Here is a 16481-nt window from a genome sequence, read left to right on the forward strand (position 1 = left end):
ACAGCGCACGACGAAGAAGGCGGCCGGTCCGGTGCACCCCTCCGGACCGGCCCGCCACCCAGCCCCATCCGGTGCACCGCCGCCAGGGGAGCCCCCGCTCCCCCACACAGACCGGAAAGACCATGGCTTCCACCACACAGATAGAAACTCCACCGGCCCCGCCGGGCGGGCGCTCCCGCCCCCGGTCGACGGGCCGCGCCGGAGACAGGATCTTCCTGGGGCTCTCCCGCGGCTCCGGCATCCTGCTGCTCGTGATCATGGCGTCGATCGCCGTGTTCCTCACGTACCGCGCCGCGATCGCCATCTCCAAGGACGAAGGCAACTTCTTCACCACCTTCGACTGGAACCCGGCCGGTGACCCGCCCGTCTTCGGCATCGCCATCCTGCTCTTCGGGACCGTCGTCAGCTCGATCATCGCGATGGTCATCGCGGTTCCGATCGCTGTCGGCATCGCCCTGTTCATCTCGCACTACGCCCCGCGCAAGCTGGCCGGTCCGATCGCGTACGTCATCGATCTGCTCGCCGCGGTGCCCAGCATCGTCTACGGCATCTGGGGCGCGCTCGTCCTGGTGCCGTACCTGGAGGGTCTGAACCTCTGGCTCGACCAGTTCTTCGGCTGGACGTACATCTTCGAGAAGACCGAGATCGGCGTCGCCCGCTCGCTCTTCACCGTCGGCATCCTGCTCGCGATCATGATCCTGCCGATCGTGACCAGTGTCAGCCGCGAGGTGTTCCTCCAGGTCCCGAGGATGAACGAGGAGGCCGCGCTCGCCCTCGGCGCCACCCGCTGGGAGGTCATCCGCCTCTCGGTGCTGCCGTTCGGCCGCTCCGGCGTGATCTCCGCCTCCATGCTCGGCCTCGGCCGCGCGCTCGGCGAGACGATGGCCGTCGCCACGGTCCTGTCGCCGAACTTCCTCATCTCGCTGCACGTGCTCAACCCGGGCGGCGGGACGTTCGCCCAGAACATCGCCGCGAAGTTCGGCGAGGCCGACGCGTTCGGGCGGGACGCCCTGATCGCCTCCGGCCTGGTCCTCTTCGTCCTCACCCTGCTGGTCAACGGCGCCGCGCGGCTCATCATCGCCCGCCGCAAGGAGTACTCGGGGGCCAACGCATGAGCCACGCAGCATCCACCGGCGTCCAGGACCGCCCGACGCCGACGCCGCCCTCGCCGGGCAACAGCCTCAGCAGCCGCACCCTGCCCCGCCTGGCCCCGCTCGGCTTCGCCGCCGCCGGGATCGTCCTGGGCGTCGGCCTCAGCCTGGCGGCCGGCTGGCAGAGCCGCGTCCAGTGGGGCCTGGTCTCCGCGCTGTTCTTCCTGGTGATCTCGTACGTCGTCACCAGCGTCGTGGAGAACCAGCGCCAGGCCAGGGACCGCCTCGCCACCAGCCTCGTCTGGGTCTGCTTCCTGCTCGCCGTCGTCCCGCTCGCCTCGCTGCTCTGGACGACCATCAGCCGAGGCTCGGAGCGACTGGACGGCTACTTCCTGACCCACTCGATGGCCGGCGTCCTCGGGCCCGAGGCCAGCGGCGGTGTCTACCACGCCCTGATCGGCACCCTGGAGCAGGTCGGCATCGCGACCGCGATCTCCGCCCCGCTCGGCCTGCTCACCGCGGTCTACCTGGTGGAGTACGGCAAGGGCGCGCTCGCCCGGGCCGTCACCTTCTTCGTCGACGTGATGACGGGCATCCCGTCCATCGTGGCCGGTCTGTTCATCCTCTCGATCATGCTGATCGCGGGGCTGGAGCCCTCCGGTCTGATGGGCGCGCTGGCCCTGACGATCCTGATGATCCCCGTCGTGGTCCGCTCCACCGAGGAGATGCTCAAGCTCGTTCCCAACGAGCTCCGCGAGGCCTCCCTCGCCCTCGGCATCCCGAAGTGGCGCACCATCCTGAAGGTGGTCCTGCCGACCGCGATCGGCGGCATCGCCACCGGCGTCATGCTGGCCATCGCCCGCATCGCCGGAGAGACCGCGCCGATCATCCTGCTGGTCTTCGGCAGTCAGCTGATCAACCCGAACCCCTTCGAAGGCGCCCAGTCGTCGCTGCCGTTCTACATCTACGAGCAGTACAAGATCGGTGAGGCCGCGTCCTACGACCGCGCCTGGGCCGCCGCACTGGTCCTGATCGCCTTCGTCATGATCCTCAATCTGGTGGCCCGCGGCATCGCCCGCTGGAAGGCCCCGAAGACCGGCCGCTGAGCCGGCGGAAAGCAGTGATTCAGATGGCCAAGCGCATCGACATCAGTGGTCTGTCGGCCTACTACGGCAGCCACAAGGCGATCGACGACATCTCCATGACCGTGGAACCCCGCTCGGTGACCGCCTTCATCGGCCCGTCCGGCTGCGGCAAGTCCACCTTCCTGCGCACCCTGAACCGGATGCACGAGGTCACCCCCGGCGGCCGCGTCGAGGGCAAGGTGCTGCTGGACGACGAGAACCTGTACGGGACGAACGTCGACCCGGTCACCGTGCGCCGCACGGTGGGCATGGTCTTCCAGCGCCCGAACCCGTTCCCCACCATGTCGATCTTCGACAACGTCGCGGCGGGCCTGCGGCTGAACGGCTCGTACCGCAAGAGCGCGCTCAACGACATCGTGGAGAAGTCGCTGCGCGGCGCGAACCTGTGGAACGAGGTCAAGGACCGGCTGAACAAGCCCGGCTCCGGTCTCTCCGGCGGTCAGCAGCAGCGGCTGTGCATCGCCCGCGCCATCGCGGTCGAGCCCGACGTCCTGCTGATGGACGAGCCCTGCTCCGCCCTCGACCCGATCTCCACCCTCGCGATCGAGGACCTGGTCGGCGAGCTGAAGGAGCGCTTCACGATCGTCATCGTGACGCACAACATGCAGCAGGCGGCCCGGGTCTCGGACCGCACGGCGTTCTTCAACCTCGCGGCGGTCGGCATGCCCGGCAAGCTCATCGAGATAGACGAGACGGAACGGATCTTCTCCAACCCGTCGGTCCAGGCCACCGAGGACTACATCTCCGGCCGCTTCGGCTGACCGGTCCCGGGACCGGTCCCCCTCAGACGGCCTTGGGGTGCTGCATGGCGGTGCCACCACAAGGCGAAGGGTCCGCCCCGCTCTCCGGGAGGAGAGCGGGGCGGACCCGCATCACACGCGTGCGACCGCCGTCAGCCGAACAGCAGCGCGACGATCCCGTAGCTCGCGGCGGCGACCAGCGCGGCCGCCGGCATGGTGATGAACCAGCCGAGAATGATGTTCTTCGCGACACCCCACCGCACGGCGTTCACCCGCTTCGTGGCGCCGACACCCATGATGGCCGAGGTGATCACATGCGTCGTCGAGATCGGCGCGTGGAAGAGGAACGCGGAGCCGAACATGATCGAGGCCCCCGTCGTCTCGGCGGCGAACCCCTGCGGCGGGTCCAGCTCGATGATCTTGCGGCCGAGCGTCCGCATGATGCGCCAGCCGCCCGCGTACGTACCCAGCGAGAGCATCAGCGCGCAGACCAGCTTCACCCAGACCGGGATCGGGTCGCTCGGGGACTCCACATCGGCGATGACCAGCGCCATCACCACGATGCCCATCGTCTTCTGCGCGTCCTGCAGACCGTGGCCCAGCGCCATGCCCGCGGCCGACACCGTCTGCGCGATCCGGAAACCGCGCTTGGCCTTGTGCGGGTTGGACTTCCGGAACATCCACATGATGGCGACCATCACCAGATAACCGACCACCAGGCCGATCACCGGCGAGATGAACATCGGGATGACGACCTTGTCGAGCACCCCGTCCCAGTGCACCAGCGTCCCGCCGGCCAGCGCGGCACCGACCATCCCGCCGAACAGGGCGTGCGAGGACGACGACGGCAGCCCGAAGTACCAGGTCACCAGGTTCCAGATGACCGCGCCGACGAGCGCGGCGAAGAGGATGCCCATCCCCTTGTTGCCCTCGGGCGTCGCGATCAGACCCTCACTGACGGTCTTGGCGACCCCGCTGCCGAGGAACGCGCCGGCGAGGTTCATCACCGCCGCCATCGCCAGGGCCGCGCGCGGGGTCAGCGCCCGGGTGGAGACCGACGTGGCGATGGCGTTCGCCGAGTCGTGGAAGCCGTTCGTGTACGTGAAGCCGAGCGCGACGCCGATGGTCACGATCAGTACAAAGGTGTCCACGTGGTTCAGGACTCCTTGACCGCGATGGTCTCCACCGTGTTCGCGACGTGCTCGAACGCGTCGGCAGCCTCTTCCAGCACATCCACGATCTGCTTGAGCTTCAGCACCTCTATGGCGTCGTACTTGCCGTTGAAGAGCTGGGCGAGCAGCTTGCGGTGGATCTGGTCGGCCTGGTTCTCCAGGCGGTTGACCTCGATCCAGTACTCGGTGAGGTTGTCCATCGTGCGCAGTCCGGGCATGGCCTCGGCGGTCAGCTCGGCCGCACGCGCCAGCACCTCGATCTGCTGCTCGACACCCTTGGGAAGCTCCTCCACCTGATACAGCACGACCAGGTCGACGGCCTCTTCCATGAAGTCCATGATGTCGTCGAGCGACGACGCGAGGTTGTAAATGTCCTCGCGGTCGAACGGCGTGATGAATGAGGAGTTCAGCTGGTGGAAGATCGCGTGGGTGGCATCGTCCCCCGCGTGCTCCGCTGCCCGCATACGCTCCGCGATCTCGACTCGGGAGGCAGAATCCGCCCCGAGCAGTTCCATCAGGAGTTTCGAGCCCGTGACGATGTTGTCCGCGGATGCGGAGAACATGTCGTAGAAGCTCGTCTCCCTGGGGGTCAGACGAAAGCGCACGTGGGGTCCTCGGGGTGCTTTGGATTCGGTCAGGCTGATGCTAGGCGCATCATCCGGCCACGGCTAACCGGCATTCTTCAGTGTCGCGCATCAGGCACAGTGATCAGCACGGGGCCCCGGTCACGTTTCAGCTGAATTCGTTAGGATATACCCACCAGGGGTATATAAACGGCAGGGCAGAGGGATAACGGGAGGCAGCAATGACCACCACCGAGGCCACCGGGGACGAGACGATCGTCACCGATCACGACCGAGGGATACACGGCTACCACCACCAGAAGGCCGAGCACCTCAAACGCCTGCGCCGCATCGAGGGCCAGATCCGCGGCCTGCAGCGCATGGTCGACGAGGACGTCTACTGCATCGACATACTCACCCAGGTCTCGGCGTCCACCAAGGCGCTCCAGTCCTTCGCGCTCCAGCTGCTGGAGGAGCATCTGCGCCACTGCGTCGCCGATGCCGCCGTCAAGGGCGGCGAGGAGATCGACGCCAAGGTCGAGGAGGCCACCAAGGCCATCGCCCGCCTGCTGCGCACCTGAGCCCCTACCCTTCCGTACGTCTCCGCACGGAGGCAGACCCCGGCTTCCCCGTCAGCCCCGGTGGTCGCCCTGCCGGGGAACGGTGGTGCGTTCGGCGCCGGCCTCGGCCGCGCCGCCCTCCGTGCTCACTCTCACATCGAGCACCTCGTCGATCCGGTCCGCGCTGAGCCGTTCCCCGATCGCCGCGGACGCCGCGATCATCAGCTCCCCGCAGAGCTCGATCTCGGCGAGGGCCACATGGTCCGATACGGTCCGTGCGCTGAGCGTCACCACGTCACTCACCTCTCACTGCCGTCGCCGACTTCCTAGGGTAGGGAGCGCACCACGCACCGCGCATGGCACGGACGGACCATTTCGCCCCCGCCATGTGCCTAGGCGGAGTCCCGCCGCCCCTGTTCGATCTCACCGGTGTAGATGTCCCGCTCGTCCGGCAGCGGTACGGAGACCGGCACCCCGAACCCGTACAGCAGCGTCGTCGACACCACCTCCACCGCCGGTCCCTCGTTGGCGAAGCTGAAGCGGTGGCGCACCTTGCGCAGCCGCCCCTGCTCGTCCAGATACGCGTCGAACGGCACCGTGTCCGTGCTGAACCCTTTCGCCGCCGCCGCCAGCGCCCCCCGCGACGCGGCCGACGCCCGGCGCGCGGCCGTGCCGATCGCGGTCGTCCCCCGGTAGTGCCGCACCCGGACCCCGGCGAGATCCGTCTCACCGACGTACGTCACCGCGCCCGCCCCGCGCAGCAGCTCCGCCGCCGCCATCGGATCGGTCACCCCGCCGGTCACCAGATTGCCGTCCGCCAGGGCCGTCGTGTCGATCCGCACCCACTTGTCCGCGGGCACCCCGGCACCCCGGTTCATCATGTACAGCGCGCCCGGCGCCAGCAGTTCCGTGATCGGCCGGTGCTCCTCCTGGCCCGCGGCGTCCGGCGGCAGCACCACCCTGAGCCGGCCGGACCGGGCGCGGAAGTCGTACGTCCCCTTGCCCCGGATCGTCACCCGGGTACCGCCCGCCGCCGTCTCCATCGACGTACTCACCTCCGCGCTCCCGGCCGCCGCCCCGGTGAGCACCGCCGCCGAGCGCCGCACCACCTCGGCGGCCCCGGCCCGGTCGTCGGCAGCGGCGGCGGCCGTGCGGTCACCGCCGCCGTCCGGGGCGCACCCGGCGGCCGCCGCCACCACGACCGTCACGGCGAGGGCGCGCACAGCGCGCACCCCGCCTCCGGACCTGTGCTGCTGCACCACCATCGCCTGCCAACCCCCAACGGCCTACCGCTTCCCGAGCCCCCACCCGTTCCGCATAACGACGGCCCCTGTCCCCCGTAACGCCGCTCGCACACCCCTCACCGCCGGACGGCCCCGCCCAGTACCGTGGACGCGTGTACGACCAACACATCCCCGAGGTCCCGCCGGCCGGTCCGCCGGGCGGGACCGGCCACGAACCCACCACCGTCGAGCGCGGTTCGTTCTGCACCGCCCGCTGCTCCTGCGGCTGGTCCGGACCGGCCCGCCGCTCCCGCGACCGGGCCCGCACGGACGCGGACGACCACCGCGCCGCCACGGCCTGATTCCCGGCCCTCCCCTTCCACTCCCCCCACTCCGGAGGACCGATGACCCTGCCGAACCGGCGCACCGTCCTGACCTCGGGCGCCGCCGCCGTACTCACCGGACTCACCGCCACCGCGTGCGACGGACCGGACTCCGGCAGCCCCACCGCCGGCTCCACCCCGGCCTCCCCCTCCTCTTCCCCGCCCGCCTCGCCCTCCCCGTCGAAGTCCTCTTCCGTCCCGGCGGACTGGTCCGCGCTGGCGAAGAGCCTCGACGGTTCACTCGTACGCCCGGACGACGCGGCCTATCCGACCGCCCGTCAGCTCTACAACACCCGGTTCGACGGCCAGAAACCGGCCGCGGTCGCCTATGTGCGCCACGCGGCCGACATCCGCGAGTGCCTGGCCTTCGCCCGCCGCAGCGCGGTGCCCGTCAGCATCCGCAGCGGCGGCCACTCCTACGCGGGCTGGTCGAGCGGCAACGGGCGGCTGGTCCTTGACGTCTCGTCACTCTCCCGGGTCGAGCGGGACGGCACGATCGGCGCGGGCGCCCGGCTGCTCGGCGTCTACCAGGGGTTCGCCGCCCACGGCCTGACGATCCCCGGCGGCTCCTGCCCCACGGTCGGGATCTCCGGGCTGACCCTCGGCGGCGGCCACGGCGTCGCCTCCCGCGCCTACGGCCTGACCTGCGACAGCCTGACCGCAGCGACGATCGTCACCGCCGACGGCAAGACGCTCACCGCCGACGCCAAGCACCACCCGGACCTCTTCTGGGCGCTGCGCGGCGCGGGCAACGGCAACTTCGGCGTCGTCACCGAACTCCGCTTCCGCACCCGGCCCGCCCCGCAGACCGTCACCGCTTACATGTCCTGGCCGTGGTCGCGCGCCAAGGCCGTCATCACCGCCTGGCAGGAGTGGGGTCCGGACCAGCCGGACGAGATCTGGTCGGCCGCGCATGTCGCGGCGGGGCCGGGCGGCGGCAACCCGACGGTGTCGGTCTCGGCGTTCAGCGTCGGCACGTACGGCGATCTGCAGAACGCCGTCGACCGCCTCGCCGACCGGATCGGCGCCCCCGCCTCCTCCGTCTCGCTGCGCCGGCGCAGCTACCAGGAAGCGATGCTCGTGTACGCGGGCTGCTCGGGCATCACCGACGAGCAGTGCCACCTCCCGGGCACCACTCCGGGCCGCAGCTCGCGGGGAACGCTCCAGCGCGAGACGTACGCGGCGGCCTCCGACTTCTACGACCGCTCGCTCTCCCCGGCCGGTGTGCAGGCGCTGCTCGACCGGACCGCGGCCTTCACCCGGCTCGCCCCGGACCAGGGCGGCGGCGGCTCGGTCGCGCTCACCGCGCTGGGCGGGGCGGTGAACCGGGTCGACCCGCAGGCCACGGCCTTCGTCCACCGGCGCTCACGGATGCTCGCCCAGTACATCGGGGCCTGGCGCCCCGGCACCCCGGGCACCGCCCAGCAGAAGTGGCTGAAAGACATCCATGCGGCGATGCGGCCCTACGCCTCCGGGGCCGCGTACCAGAACTACGCGGACCCGTCGCTGACGGGCTGGCGGCAGGCGTACTTCGGCACGGCATCGGACCGGCTCGAAGAGGTGAAGAAGCGGTACGACCCGGACGGCTTCTTCACGTACCCGCAGGCGCTCTGACCCAGGGCGTGTCGTCGAACTGGCGTCGTCCCCGAAGGGCGTCCGGACGACGCCAGTTCGACGACACGCCCTAGGCCGCGAGGCCCTTCTCGCCCTCCGAGCCGCCGCCCGAACCGGGCCGCGGCTCGGGGATGCCGAGCGCCCCGCTCCCGCCGGACGCCGCCGTGCCCGCCCGGCGCGAGCGCACCAGCCGGCCCGCCCGGCCGGACCGCGATACGGCGCCCATCAGGGGGGTCAGCAGCATCATGGCGAGCGGCGCGAGGAGCAGCGCGGCGGCCGTGCCGAGGGCGAAGCCGCCGATGACGTCGGTGGGGTAGTGCACACCCATGTAGATCCGGCAGAAGCCCTCCAGCAGGGCGAGCCCGATCGCGGCGATGCCGAATTTGCGGTTGGCCACGAAGAGCGCGACGCCGAGCGCCATCGCCATGGTGGCGTGGTCGCTGACGAAGGAGAAGTCGTTCTTCCCGTCGACCAGGACGTCCAGTCCCTGGTGGTCCTTGAACGGCCTCGGCCGCTCCACGAACCCGCGGATCGGGATGTTGACCAGCAGGGCGATACCCGCGGCGAGCGGCGCCCAGACGATGCCGGCCACCGCCGTCACCGAGTCCTCGGCCGTGCCCCGCCGGCGGACGCTCCACCAGCACCACAGGACCACGAGGACCATGCCGAGCATGATCCCGTACTCGCCGATGAACTCCATGACCCGGTCGAACCAGGTGGGGGCGGACTTGGCGAGTCCGTTGATGTCGTAGAGCAGGCTGACATCGGGGTTCGACCCATCCAGTGCGAGTCCAGCCATCTGCCGCGGCCCCTTGCCTTGTCTGCTGCTGCGGCGCACGCCCATGTGCACCGCGATGTACGAACCCCCGTGTCCGGTTCGATCACTCGATTGTCCGGGGCGACGCCAGGTCGGTGGCGGCGTGCTCCGGTCCCCACAGAGAACGACGCGTCCCGTGCGTACGTTCCACTCTCCACCGAATGATCACTATGACGTTATCGAAGAGTGACTCATCGTCGCAGCTCAGGGCCCGGACTTCACGGAGAGTTCCGGCCACCGACGCCCGGACGTCAGGCCGCGGGGCGCGCGGTCGGGAGGGCCGCGGCACCGTCCTTGGTCACGCGGGTGGCCCCGAAGTAGTCGGGCGTGTCGATCTTGTCGAACCGGATGACCGCACCGGTGTACGGAGCGTTGATCATGTACCCGCCGCCGACGTACAGGCCGACGTGGTGAATGGCCCGCGAGTTGGCCAGGTCGTCGGAGAAGAAGACCAGGTCACCGGGGAGCAGCTCGTCGCGCGAGGGATGCGGTCCGGCGTTGTACTGGTCGTTCGCGACACGCGGCAGCTCGATGCCGACCGTGCGGTACGCGGCCTGGGTCAGCCCGGAACAGTCGAAGCGGCCGCCCTGCTCGGGGGTGCCGTTGCCGCCCCACAGGTACTTCGTACCGAGCTTCTTCTGCGCGAAGTAGATGGCACCCGCCGCCTGCTGGGAGGGCTGCACCCGCCCGACGGGCCGGGCGAAGCTCTTCTCGAGCGAGCGGATGATCTTGACGTAGTTCCTCGTCTCGGCGATGTCCGGGACGCCGCCCGCCCGGATCACGCGGTAGGCCCCGGCGTTGTAGGCGGCCAGCATGTTGTCCGTCGCGTCGCCGGGCGCCTTCTTGACGTATCCGGCCAGTTCGCAGTCGTACGAGGCGGCGGACGGGATCGCGTCGGCGGGGTCCCAGACGTCCCGGTCGCCGTCGCCGTCCCCGTCGATGCCGTGCCCCGCCCAGGTCCCCGGGATGAACTGGGCGATGCCCTGGGCGGCGGCGGGACTCTCCGCGCGGGGGTTCCAGCCGCTCTCCTGGTAGAGCTGGGCGGCCAGCAGGGCGGGGTTGATGGCGGGGCAGAGATTGCCCCACTTCTGCACCAGCGGCTGATACTTGGCCGGCACCGCGCCCTTGGCCAGCCCGACGGCACCCCCACCGCCGCCGCCCGTGATGCCCGCGGCGGCGGAGTACGTACCGACGACGAGCAGCGCCACGAAGAGCATGGCGGCCCCGACGCCGATCCCACCTGCCAACCAGTATTTCCGCACCCCTCAACCATCCCCCATCCGGGACGGGTTCATGGGCGTTTTCGACGGTGTGTACGAGTCATTGGGGGCGCTGTTGGGCCATCAGGACGCGCCGGCGGACCAGTACGCGGAACGGACGTTCGGGCTGGGGAGCGGATAGACACCCCGGTAGGCGGGGCCGTTCGGCTCGGACGCGGACTCGGCGACCTTCGACTCCTTCACACACGGCGTGTCCGCCTCGAAGAAGGCCTGGCCCTTGGCTCGGATGCTCACGCTGATGCCGAAGCCGTCCTTCGTCACCGCGTAGACCGCCGGGAACACCTTGTCCTCGTTCCTCGCCTTGATGCGGTAATCGCTGGTGCGCCAGAACTTCTCGACCTGGTCAAGGAAACCCTGGCGGCGGTCCTCGGACACGATGGTCATGACCGTGCGCCTGCGCGTCACATCACAACTGCCCTTGGTCGTGGGGCCGTGGGCCCACTGCACCTCCGGGTCGATCTGCTTCAGTACGGCGTCGAGCATGGCGTCGGCCCGGTCGGCGGCTCCCTGCATGTCCATGCTGCTGCTCCCCTCCGAGGCGGCGGTGCCCGCATGCGCACCCGGCCCCTGCTCGCTGCCGCAGGCGGACAGCGAGAACCCGACGGCCAGCGCCACCGCGACGATCTGCAACCTTCGGCTCATCGCTGTTCCTCCATCTTGAGCCGGTCGGCGTGTCCCGACACGATAAGAGCAATGGCGTCGGCGGACATGGCGTCCCGCACCGGGTTGAAGTAGTTCGAGTGTGCGTCGAAGCTCAGGCCGTCACCGCTGACGAGCGGCTTGCCGGGATCCACGGGGAACCGCCTGGCACCGAAGGCCTTGCTCGCCGGGTCCTTGCCGAACCAGAGGTCGTCGTCGCCCGGATCGGCCAGGTCCCCCGCCGCGTACGCACCGCCCGGACCGGCCAGGATCCACCCCAGCGCGCCCACGACCACCTGGGTCTTGGACGGGAGTTGCGTCACCGGGTCGTTGGCCGCCGCTCCGACGAAGACGTGGGAGGCCCCGACTCCGAGGTCCACGGCACGGTCGACCCCCACCCCGGGACTGCCGACCAGGATGATGTCGTCCACCCCCGGGATCCCGCCGTTGCGCTGGGTGGCGGCGCCGACGGTGCGCGAGCCGTAGGAGTGGCCGATGGCCGTGATGTGCGGATCCTTGTTCTGGTTGGTGGCCACGATGCCGCCCATGAAGTCGTCATAGGCCGCACCGCCCTTCTCGGCCCGGCCGGTGCCCGCGACCGCCAGGCTCGCCAGCCCGTCCGGGGCCTGCGGCGCGTCGTAGCCGAGCCAGACGATCGCCGCGCTGGACGGGTCGTACCCCTGGGCGCCGATCGCCGTGTCCCGGGCGCGCTTGAGGTCGTTCTTCGCGAACTCCTCGTCGAGCGAGGTGTTCAGCCCGGGGACGTACGCCGACACGTTGTGCGAGGTGTCGGGGTTGCCGTACGAGACGATCGCCCGGCCGTTGCCCTCGTCGCTGATGCCGATGAGGTACATCGGGGGCTGGCTGTCCTCCTTCAACTGCCGCTCGATCTCCCGGAGCCCGGCCAGCTGCTCCTTGGACTTCTTGTCGTCGCGGCCCTCCAGCTCGGAGATCAGCTGCGGCAGGTTCCGGCGGTTGGCCTTGTCCCGGTCCGCCACCGGAATGCCGTCCAGCGCGCCGATCCGGTCCGGGGAGAGCTCCAGATACCGATCGCGCTCCTGCTGCGAGAGCCCGTCCCACCAGGCCTTGCGGCCGGCGGCGTCGCTCCCGGTCGGGATGCGGCCGTTGAGGTAGTCCCGCTCCGCGTCCCGGGCCGCCGACTCGGCGCGCGGACCTGCCCCGGGCAGCCGGGTGAACACGCCCCCGGCCCCGCCGGAGCCCTTGGCCACGTCCCAGGCTGCGCTCACGTACTGCCCGTTGCTCCACTTGCCGTCCGGGCGGTTCGCGGCCTGGGCGTACTGGTCGGCGATGCCCTTGGCGGTGTCGACGGGGTGGACGACGGTGTCCACGGCCCCGGTGACATCGCCGAGCAGGCCGCCGTCACCGACCAGACCGGTGAAGAAGTTGCCGTCCGACCCGCCGGAGGGGCGCTTGCCCGTGGCGGGTCTACCCGCGTCGACCGCCGAAGAAAAACCGCCGACGGCACCGTCCGCACCACCTGCGCCGCTTGAGCCCCCGGCCCCGGATCCGCCTGCCGCCCCGGATCCACCACCGGCCCCGGCGCCACCGGCATCGGTGCCCCCGGCCACGGTCGCGCCGTCGAACCCCTCACCCGTGCCGTCCGCGCCGCCGCTCCCCCTGGCCTTGCCGCTGCCGCTGCGGCCGTCGGCGACGGTCTCGGGCGACGGGCAGCCGCCTCCGGTCACCTGGCACACGGCCTCCCGGAACCGGCCGGCCATCTGCCCGCCGACCCCCGTGACGACGAGCCCGCCGACGAGGGCCGCGACCACGAGGACCAGGCCCACGTACTCCAGGGCGGACTGCCCGGAGTCCGTACGCCACCGGAGCATCCGGGGTATCCGGGGCATGCCGAACGGGCTGCGCGGGGAGCGCTGTTCGGGGGCGAGCCCGAACCATGCGCGGGCCTCCGCGCGGCAGAGCGGGACGAGGACGGCGACGGGCAGCACGAGTTGCGTGACGCCCCGGCCGCTGTCCGCGTCACCGAGCGTCGCCAGCGCGCCGAGCACGAGCCAGCCGTGCGCGGCGAGGAGCCCGTACCAGATCCGGATGCCACCGCCGCGTATGTACAGCGACAGCACGAAGCCGGCGAGACCGGGCAGCGCGGCGTACAGCACCATGCCGAACAGCCGGCCGTCCACCGCGTCGGCCGAGGAGGCGACGAGGAGCGTGCGGAGGGCGCCCACGAGCGTGACGACGAAGAGCAGCCGAACGAGGACCACCGCCGCCCGCAGCACAGACGGCGGCTCCTGCCGGCCCGGGCGGATCTCGGGGGTGCCGAGGGCGGCGCCATCGGGTAACGCGAGTTCTCCTGTGCCAGACACGACGAGTCTCCCCAGCTTTGTGAGCGGGCGCAGCGACGGTTCCCCCCGGTACCCGTATGCGACCACACCCCACCACCCCACCGCATGGGCCCCAGGGCCCAATCCCGGACTCAACTTCCTTTGCTGGTAACACACTTACCGCCACCGACTGTGGCGTTACGGTCATTGGGGGCGGAGCGGGGGGAGTCAGGATGCGCCGGCGGACCAGAAGTCGGAGTGGACGTTGGGACGAGGCAGCGGATAGACGCCTTCATAGGACGGGCCGTTGGGGGGCGTTGTCGACTCGGCCACCTCGGACTCCTCCACGCAGGGACTGTCGACTTCGAAGAAGGCTTGACCCTTGCCCCCGACACTCAAAGTGACGCCGAATCCATCGTCCGTTTGGGCGTAAATCGCGGGAAGCTCGGCGTCCTTGTTGATTGCCTTGATCCTGTAACCGCTCTTCCGCCAGAAGCGGTCCACTACCCCCAGGAAGCTACCGCGCCGCTGCTCGGAAACAATGGTCATGACGACGCGCATCCGCGACACGTCACAGCGCCCCGTGCTCGTTGGTCCATGAGCCCACTGCACACCAGGCTTCAGCTCGTTCAGAACGTCGTCGAGGATCCCATCCGCCCGATCCGCCGCCTGCTGCATATCCATTACGTGATTCCCATCCACAGCACCATCCTTGTTTCCACAACCGGACATGGGCACGCACAGCATCAGTGCAGCACCCCACGCCAGCGATCTGTATTTCACCGAGGCTCCTCCATCTTGACCTTGTCGGCACGCCCAGCGGCAATCAACGCAATGCTGTCCGCCGATACAGCATCTCGTTGCGGATCGAAGTACTGAGAGTGCGCGTCAATGGAAAACCCGTGGCCACTCACAAGGCGCGGCCCCGCACCCACTGGGAATCTTCTTGCGCCGAAAGCCTCGCTCGCCGGGTCCTTACCGAACCAGAGATCGTCATCGTCCTGGTCCGTCAGCTCACCCAAAAGGTAGGCACCACCTGGTCCGGCCGCAGCCAAGCCGACAGCGCCGACGGCGCTCTGCTTCTTGGACGGGAGCTTGGTAACGACATCATTCTCGGCCGCACCGACAAACACGTGATCCTTCCCCACTCCAAGATCCTCTGCCCGGTCAACACCAACCCCGGGGCTCCCCACCAGAACAATGTCGTCAACCCCCGGAATACCGCCCCCTAGTTGCGTCGCAGCCCCTACCGTGCGCGATCCGTATGAGTGCCCAATCGCCGTCATATGCGGATCCTCGTTCTCGTTCGTAGCCGAAAGTCCGCCCATGAACTGATTGAATGCACCTCCACCCTTCACTGCCCGCTCATCCCCCATTACGGCAAGGCTGTTAATTCCGTCCGGAGACTGCGGCGCGTCGTAACCCAGCCACACAATCGAAGCACTTGAATGGTCGTACTTGCTCGCACCTTTAGCCGTATCCCAAGCCCGCTTCAGATCACTCTTCGCGAAATCCTCATCCAACGACGTATTCAACCCCGGAACATAAGCCGAAACATTCCGCGCCGTATCCGGGTTCCCGAACGAAACGATCGCTCGGCCGTTTCCCTCGTCGCCGATGCCGAGCAGGTACATCGGGGGCTGACGGTCCGCCCGGAGCTGGCGGTCGATCTCGCGCAGGCCCGCCAGCTGTGTGCGGGACTGCGCATCGTCCTGCCCCTCCAGCTTGCCGATCAGCAGCTGAAGGTTGTCGCGGTTCGCCGCGTCGCGGACCAGGGACGGGATGCCGTCCAGGTTGCCGATCAGGTCCGGGTACACCGCGAGGTACTCCTCGCGCTGTTCGGCCGTCAGGCCCGCCCACCACGACCGCCGCCCCGCAGGGCTCGCGTCGAAGGGGATGCCCGCCTTCAGGTACCCCCGCGCCGCGTCCCGTACCGCCGCCGCGTCCCCCGCCGCGTCCGTCCACGCGCGGTCCGGGACCTTCAGGCCCTCCTCCGCCCTGAGCTTCCGCAGGATCCCGGCGAACCGCCAGTCGATCTCCGCCGCCGCCCGCACCGCGCCCGTCACCCGGTCCGCGATGTCCTGCGCCCGCGCCGCATGCGGGTTCGGGGGCACCAGCCCCGTCGGCGGCAGCAGCACCGACCCCGCCCCCGCCGTGCCGCCGGCCGGCGGCTTGCCGTCGATCAGCCCCTCGCCCGCCGCGGGGTACGTCACCGAACCGTCCGCGTGCACCGTGTACTTCAGCGCCTCCGCCTCGCCCAGCGCCTCCCGCAGCACCCGCTGCTGCCCCCGCATCTCGTGCGCGAGGCTGTTCAGCGCCGTACGGACAAGACCGCACTCCGTGTACACGTACTGCAGGTTCCGTCCCAGCTGCCGCAGCCGCCCCACCGCCGCGTCCGCCGCCGCGCCCCGCTGGGTCTCGTGGAGACCGGTCAGCAACTGCTTCTCGACCCGGTCCCGCCCCGCGTCGGCCCGGTTGCTCGCCTTCCCCCAGCCGTCCGCCGCCCCCTCCAGCTCGGCGCACTTCAGGTCCCGCAACTGGGCCCACGTCAGGGAGGAGGAGACAGCCGGCGAAGTCCGCGGCGTCACCCCTCGGCTCCCCGCGCCCGCACCGCCACACCCGCGAACGACGACTTCACGGTCTCGTTCGTCTCCCCCTGGGCCCGGGCCACCGCCCGCAGCTTCCCCGCCAGCGACCCGCACTCCATCCGCGCGCACTCGAAGCGCCGCTCCCACGACTCCCGTACGGACCCCAGCTCGGCCAGCGCGCTCAGGCCGGCCGTGCCCGCGAGCAGCCCCTCGTGCGCGGTCGCCAGCTCCGTCCGTACCGGACCCAGATGCGCCCCCATCCCCTCCGCGCCGCCGGCGGCCCGCAGCCACACCCCGTCGCTGTGCCTCAACTGGTCCCCGCCACCCGTCAGATCGATCAGCCGCTGCCGCACACCGCTCACCCCG

The 16481-nt window shown here is 70.1% G+C and carries 17 protein-coding genes; 6 read left to right on the forward strand and 11 right to left on the reverse strand.

Translation table 11 applies throughout. The annotated features are described in order from the left end of the window. Nucleotides 1-122 precede the first annotated feature (122 nt). From pstC to pstB, 3 genes are read left to right on the forward strand one after another with little or no spacing between them, the layout of a single operon-like run. A complete protein-coding gene (gene pstC, locus RLT58_RS16340; RefSeq protein ID WP_311311121.1) occupies nucleotides 123-1115 on the forward strand; it encodes a phosphate ABC transporter permease subunit PstC in 993 nt (330 codons plus the stop codon). Then, entirely contained in the window at nucleotides 1112-2197 is a 1086-nt protein-coding gene (gene pstA / locus RLT58_RS16345; protein WP_311311122.1) for a phosphate ABC transporter permease PstA, read from the forward strand. The genes pstC and pstA overlap by 4 nt, the downstream gene beginning before the upstream one ends. Before the next feature lie 23 nt (nucleotides 2198-2220). Beyond that, nucleotides 2221-2997, forward strand: coding sequence for a phosphate ABC transporter ATP-binding protein PstB (gene pstB / locus RLT58_RS16350; RefSeq protein ID WP_311311123.1), 777 nt, complete (start codon nucleotides 2221-2223; stop codon nucleotides 2995-2997). 131 nt (nucleotides 2998-3128) lie between these two features. Here the strand turns inward: pstB and RLT58_RS16355 are convergent, their stop codons facing one another. Continuing rightward, nucleotides 3129-4127: an inorganic phosphate transporter gene (locus RLT58_RS16355; RefSeq protein WP_311311124.1), complete on the reverse strand. Its 999-nt coding sequence runs from the start codon at nucleotides 4125-4127 to the stop codon at nucleotides 3129-3131. Nucleotides 4128-4132: 5 nt separating this feature from the next. Then, nucleotides 4133-4753, reverse strand: coding sequence for a DUF47 domain-containing protein (locus RLT58_RS16360; protein ID WP_311311125.1), 621 nt, complete (start codon nucleotides 4751-4753; stop codon nucleotides 4133-4135). Between the two features lie 200 nt (nucleotides 4754-4953). On the opposite strand from RLT58_RS16360, the gene RLT58_RS16365 reads away from it, so the two are divergent. Then, the gene (locus RLT58_RS16365; protein WP_311311126.1) at nucleotides 4954-5292 is read left to right on the forward strand and encodes a metal-sensitive transcriptional regulator; all 339 of its coding nucleotides are present in this window, start codon (nucleotides 4954-4956) and stop codon (nucleotides 5290-5292) included. Nucleotides 5293-5343: 51 nt separating this feature from the next. On the opposite strand, the gene RLT58_RS16370 is transcribed toward RLT58_RS16365, so the two are convergent. Both RLT58_RS16370 and RLT58_RS16375 read right to left on the reverse strand, forming a co-directional pair. Then, the gene (locus RLT58_RS16370; protein WP_311311127.1) at nucleotides 5344-5565 is read right to left on the reverse strand and encodes a hypothetical protein; all 222 of its coding nucleotides are present in this window, start codon (nucleotides 5563-5565) and stop codon (nucleotides 5344-5346) included. A gap of 98 nt (nucleotides 5566-5663) precedes the next feature. Then, a complete protein-coding gene (locus RLT58_RS16375) occupies nucleotides 5664-6536 on the reverse strand; it encodes an SCO4651 family lipoprotein (RefSeq protein ID WP_311311128.1) in 873 nt (290 codons plus the stop codon). A gap of 131 nt (nucleotides 6537-6667) precedes the next feature. Between RLT58_RS16375 and RLT58_RS16380 the strand changes: the two genes are divergently transcribed. Continuing rightward, nucleotides 6668-6856 carry a hypothetical protein gene (locus tag RLT58_RS16380; protein WP_311311129.1) on the forward strand — a complete coding sequence of 63 codons (189 nt, stop codon included), beginning with the start codon at nucleotides 6668-6670 and terminating at the stop codon, nucleotides 6854-6856. 42 nt (nucleotides 6857-6898) lie between these two features. Then, nucleotides 6899-8491: an FAD-binding oxidoreductase gene (locus RLT58_RS16385; RefSeq protein ID WP_311311130.1), complete on the forward strand. Its 1593-nt coding sequence runs from the start codon at nucleotides 6899-6901 to the stop codon at nucleotides 8489-8491. A 70-nt stretch (nucleotides 8492-8561) separates the two neighbouring features. Here RLT58_RS16385 and RLT58_RS16390 read toward each other — a convergent pair whose 3' ends face one another. From RLT58_RS16390 to RLT58_RS16420, 7 genes are all read right to left on the reverse strand, one after another. Further along, nucleotides 8562-9290 carry a phosphatase PAP2 family protein gene (locus tag RLT58_RS16390; protein ID WP_311311131.1) on the reverse strand — a complete coding sequence of 243 codons (729 nt, stop codon included), beginning with the start codon at nucleotides 9288-9290 and terminating at the stop codon, nucleotides 8562-8564. A 269-nt stretch (nucleotides 9291-9559) separates the two neighbouring features. Continuing rightward, nucleotides 9560-10555 (reverse strand): C40 family peptidase, encoded by a 996-nt coding sequence (locus tag RLT58_RS16395; protein WP_311311132.1) that lies wholly within the window; start codon nucleotides 10553-10555, stop codon nucleotides 9560-9562. 96 nt (nucleotides 10556-10651) lie between these two features. Next, complete coding sequence (locus tag RLT58_RS16400; protein ID WP_311311133.1) at nucleotides 10652-11230, reverse strand: hypothetical protein; 579 nt, start codon at nucleotides 11228-11230, stop codon at nucleotides 10652-10654. Next, nucleotides 11227-12966: an alpha/beta hydrolase gene (locus RLT58_RS16405; protein ID WP_399131895.1), complete on the reverse strand. Its 1740-nt coding sequence runs from the start codon at nucleotides 12964-12966 to the stop codon at nucleotides 11227-11229. The genes RLT58_RS16400 and RLT58_RS16405 overlap by 4 nt, the downstream gene beginning before the upstream one ends. 789 nt (nucleotides 12967-13755) lie before the next feature. Next, nucleotides 13756-14259, reverse strand: a complete 504-nt coding sequence (locus RLT58_RS16410) for a hypothetical protein (RefSeq protein WP_311314539.1) — start codon at nucleotides 14257-14259, stop codon at nucleotides 13756-13758. 47 nt (nucleotides 14260-14306) lie between these two features. Further along, nucleotides 14307-16115 carry an alpha/beta hydrolase gene (locus RLT58_RS16415; protein ID WP_311311135.1) on the reverse strand — a complete coding sequence of 603 codons (1809 nt, stop codon included), beginning with the start codon at nucleotides 16113-16115 and terminating at the stop codon, nucleotides 14307-14309. Then, a complete protein-coding gene (locus RLT58_RS16420) occupies nucleotides 16112-16477 on the reverse strand; it encodes a hypothetical protein (RefSeq protein ID WP_311311136.1) in 366 nt (121 codons plus the stop codon). Before RLT58_RS16420 ends, RLT58_RS16415 begins: the two co-directional genes overlap by 4 nt. Nucleotides 16478-16481: the final 4 nt, after the last annotated feature.

Origin of the sequence: Streptomyces sp. ITFR-16, assembly GCF_031844705.1 — a bacterium.
In the GTDB taxonomy this organism is placed as follows: Bacteria; Actinomycetota; Actinomycetes; order Streptomycetales; family Streptomycetaceae; genus Streptomyces.

Bases quoted from the DNA above. Each gene is read 5' to 3' on its own strand.
- RLT58_RS16390 (WP_311311131.1), bottom strand. From the start codon at position 9,290: ATGGCTGGACTCGCACTGGATGGGTCGAACCCCGATGTCAGCCTGCTC.
- pstA (WP_311311122.1), top strand. From the start codon at position 1,112: ATGAGCCACGCAGCATCCACCGGCGTCCAGGACCGCCCGACGCCGACG.
- RLT58_RS16385 (WP_311311130.1), top strand. From the start codon at position 6,899: ATGACCCTGCCGAACCGGCGCACCGTCCTGACCTCGGGCGCCGCCGCC.
- pstB (WP_311311123.1), top strand. From the start codon at position 2,221: ATGGCCAAGCGCATCGACATCAGTGGTCTGTCGGCCTACTACGGCAGC.
- RLT58_RS16365 (WP_311311126.1), top strand. From the start codon at position 4,954: ATGACCACCACCGAGGCCACCGGGGACGAGACGATCGTCACCGATCAC.
- RLT58_RS16410 (WP_311314539.1), bottom strand. From the start codon at position 14,259: ATGTCCGGTTGTGGAAACAAGGATGGTGCTGTGGATGGGAATCACGTA.
- RLT58_RS16375 (WP_311311128.1), bottom strand. From the start codon at position 6,536: ATGGTGGTGCAGCAGCACAGGTCCGGAGGCGGGGTGCGCGCTGTGCGC.
- pstC (WP_311311121.1), top strand. From the start codon at position 123: ATGGCTTCCACCACACAGATAGAAACTCCACCGGCCCCGCCGGGCGGG.
- RLT58_RS16405 (WP_399131895.1), bottom strand. From the start codon at position 12,966: ATGGCCGGCCGGTTCCGGGAGGCCGTGTGCCAGGTGACCGGAGGCGGC.
- RLT58_RS16400 (WP_311311133.1), bottom strand. From the start codon at position 11,230: ATGAGCCGAAGGTTGCAGATCGTCGCGGTGGCGCTGGCCGTCGGGTTC.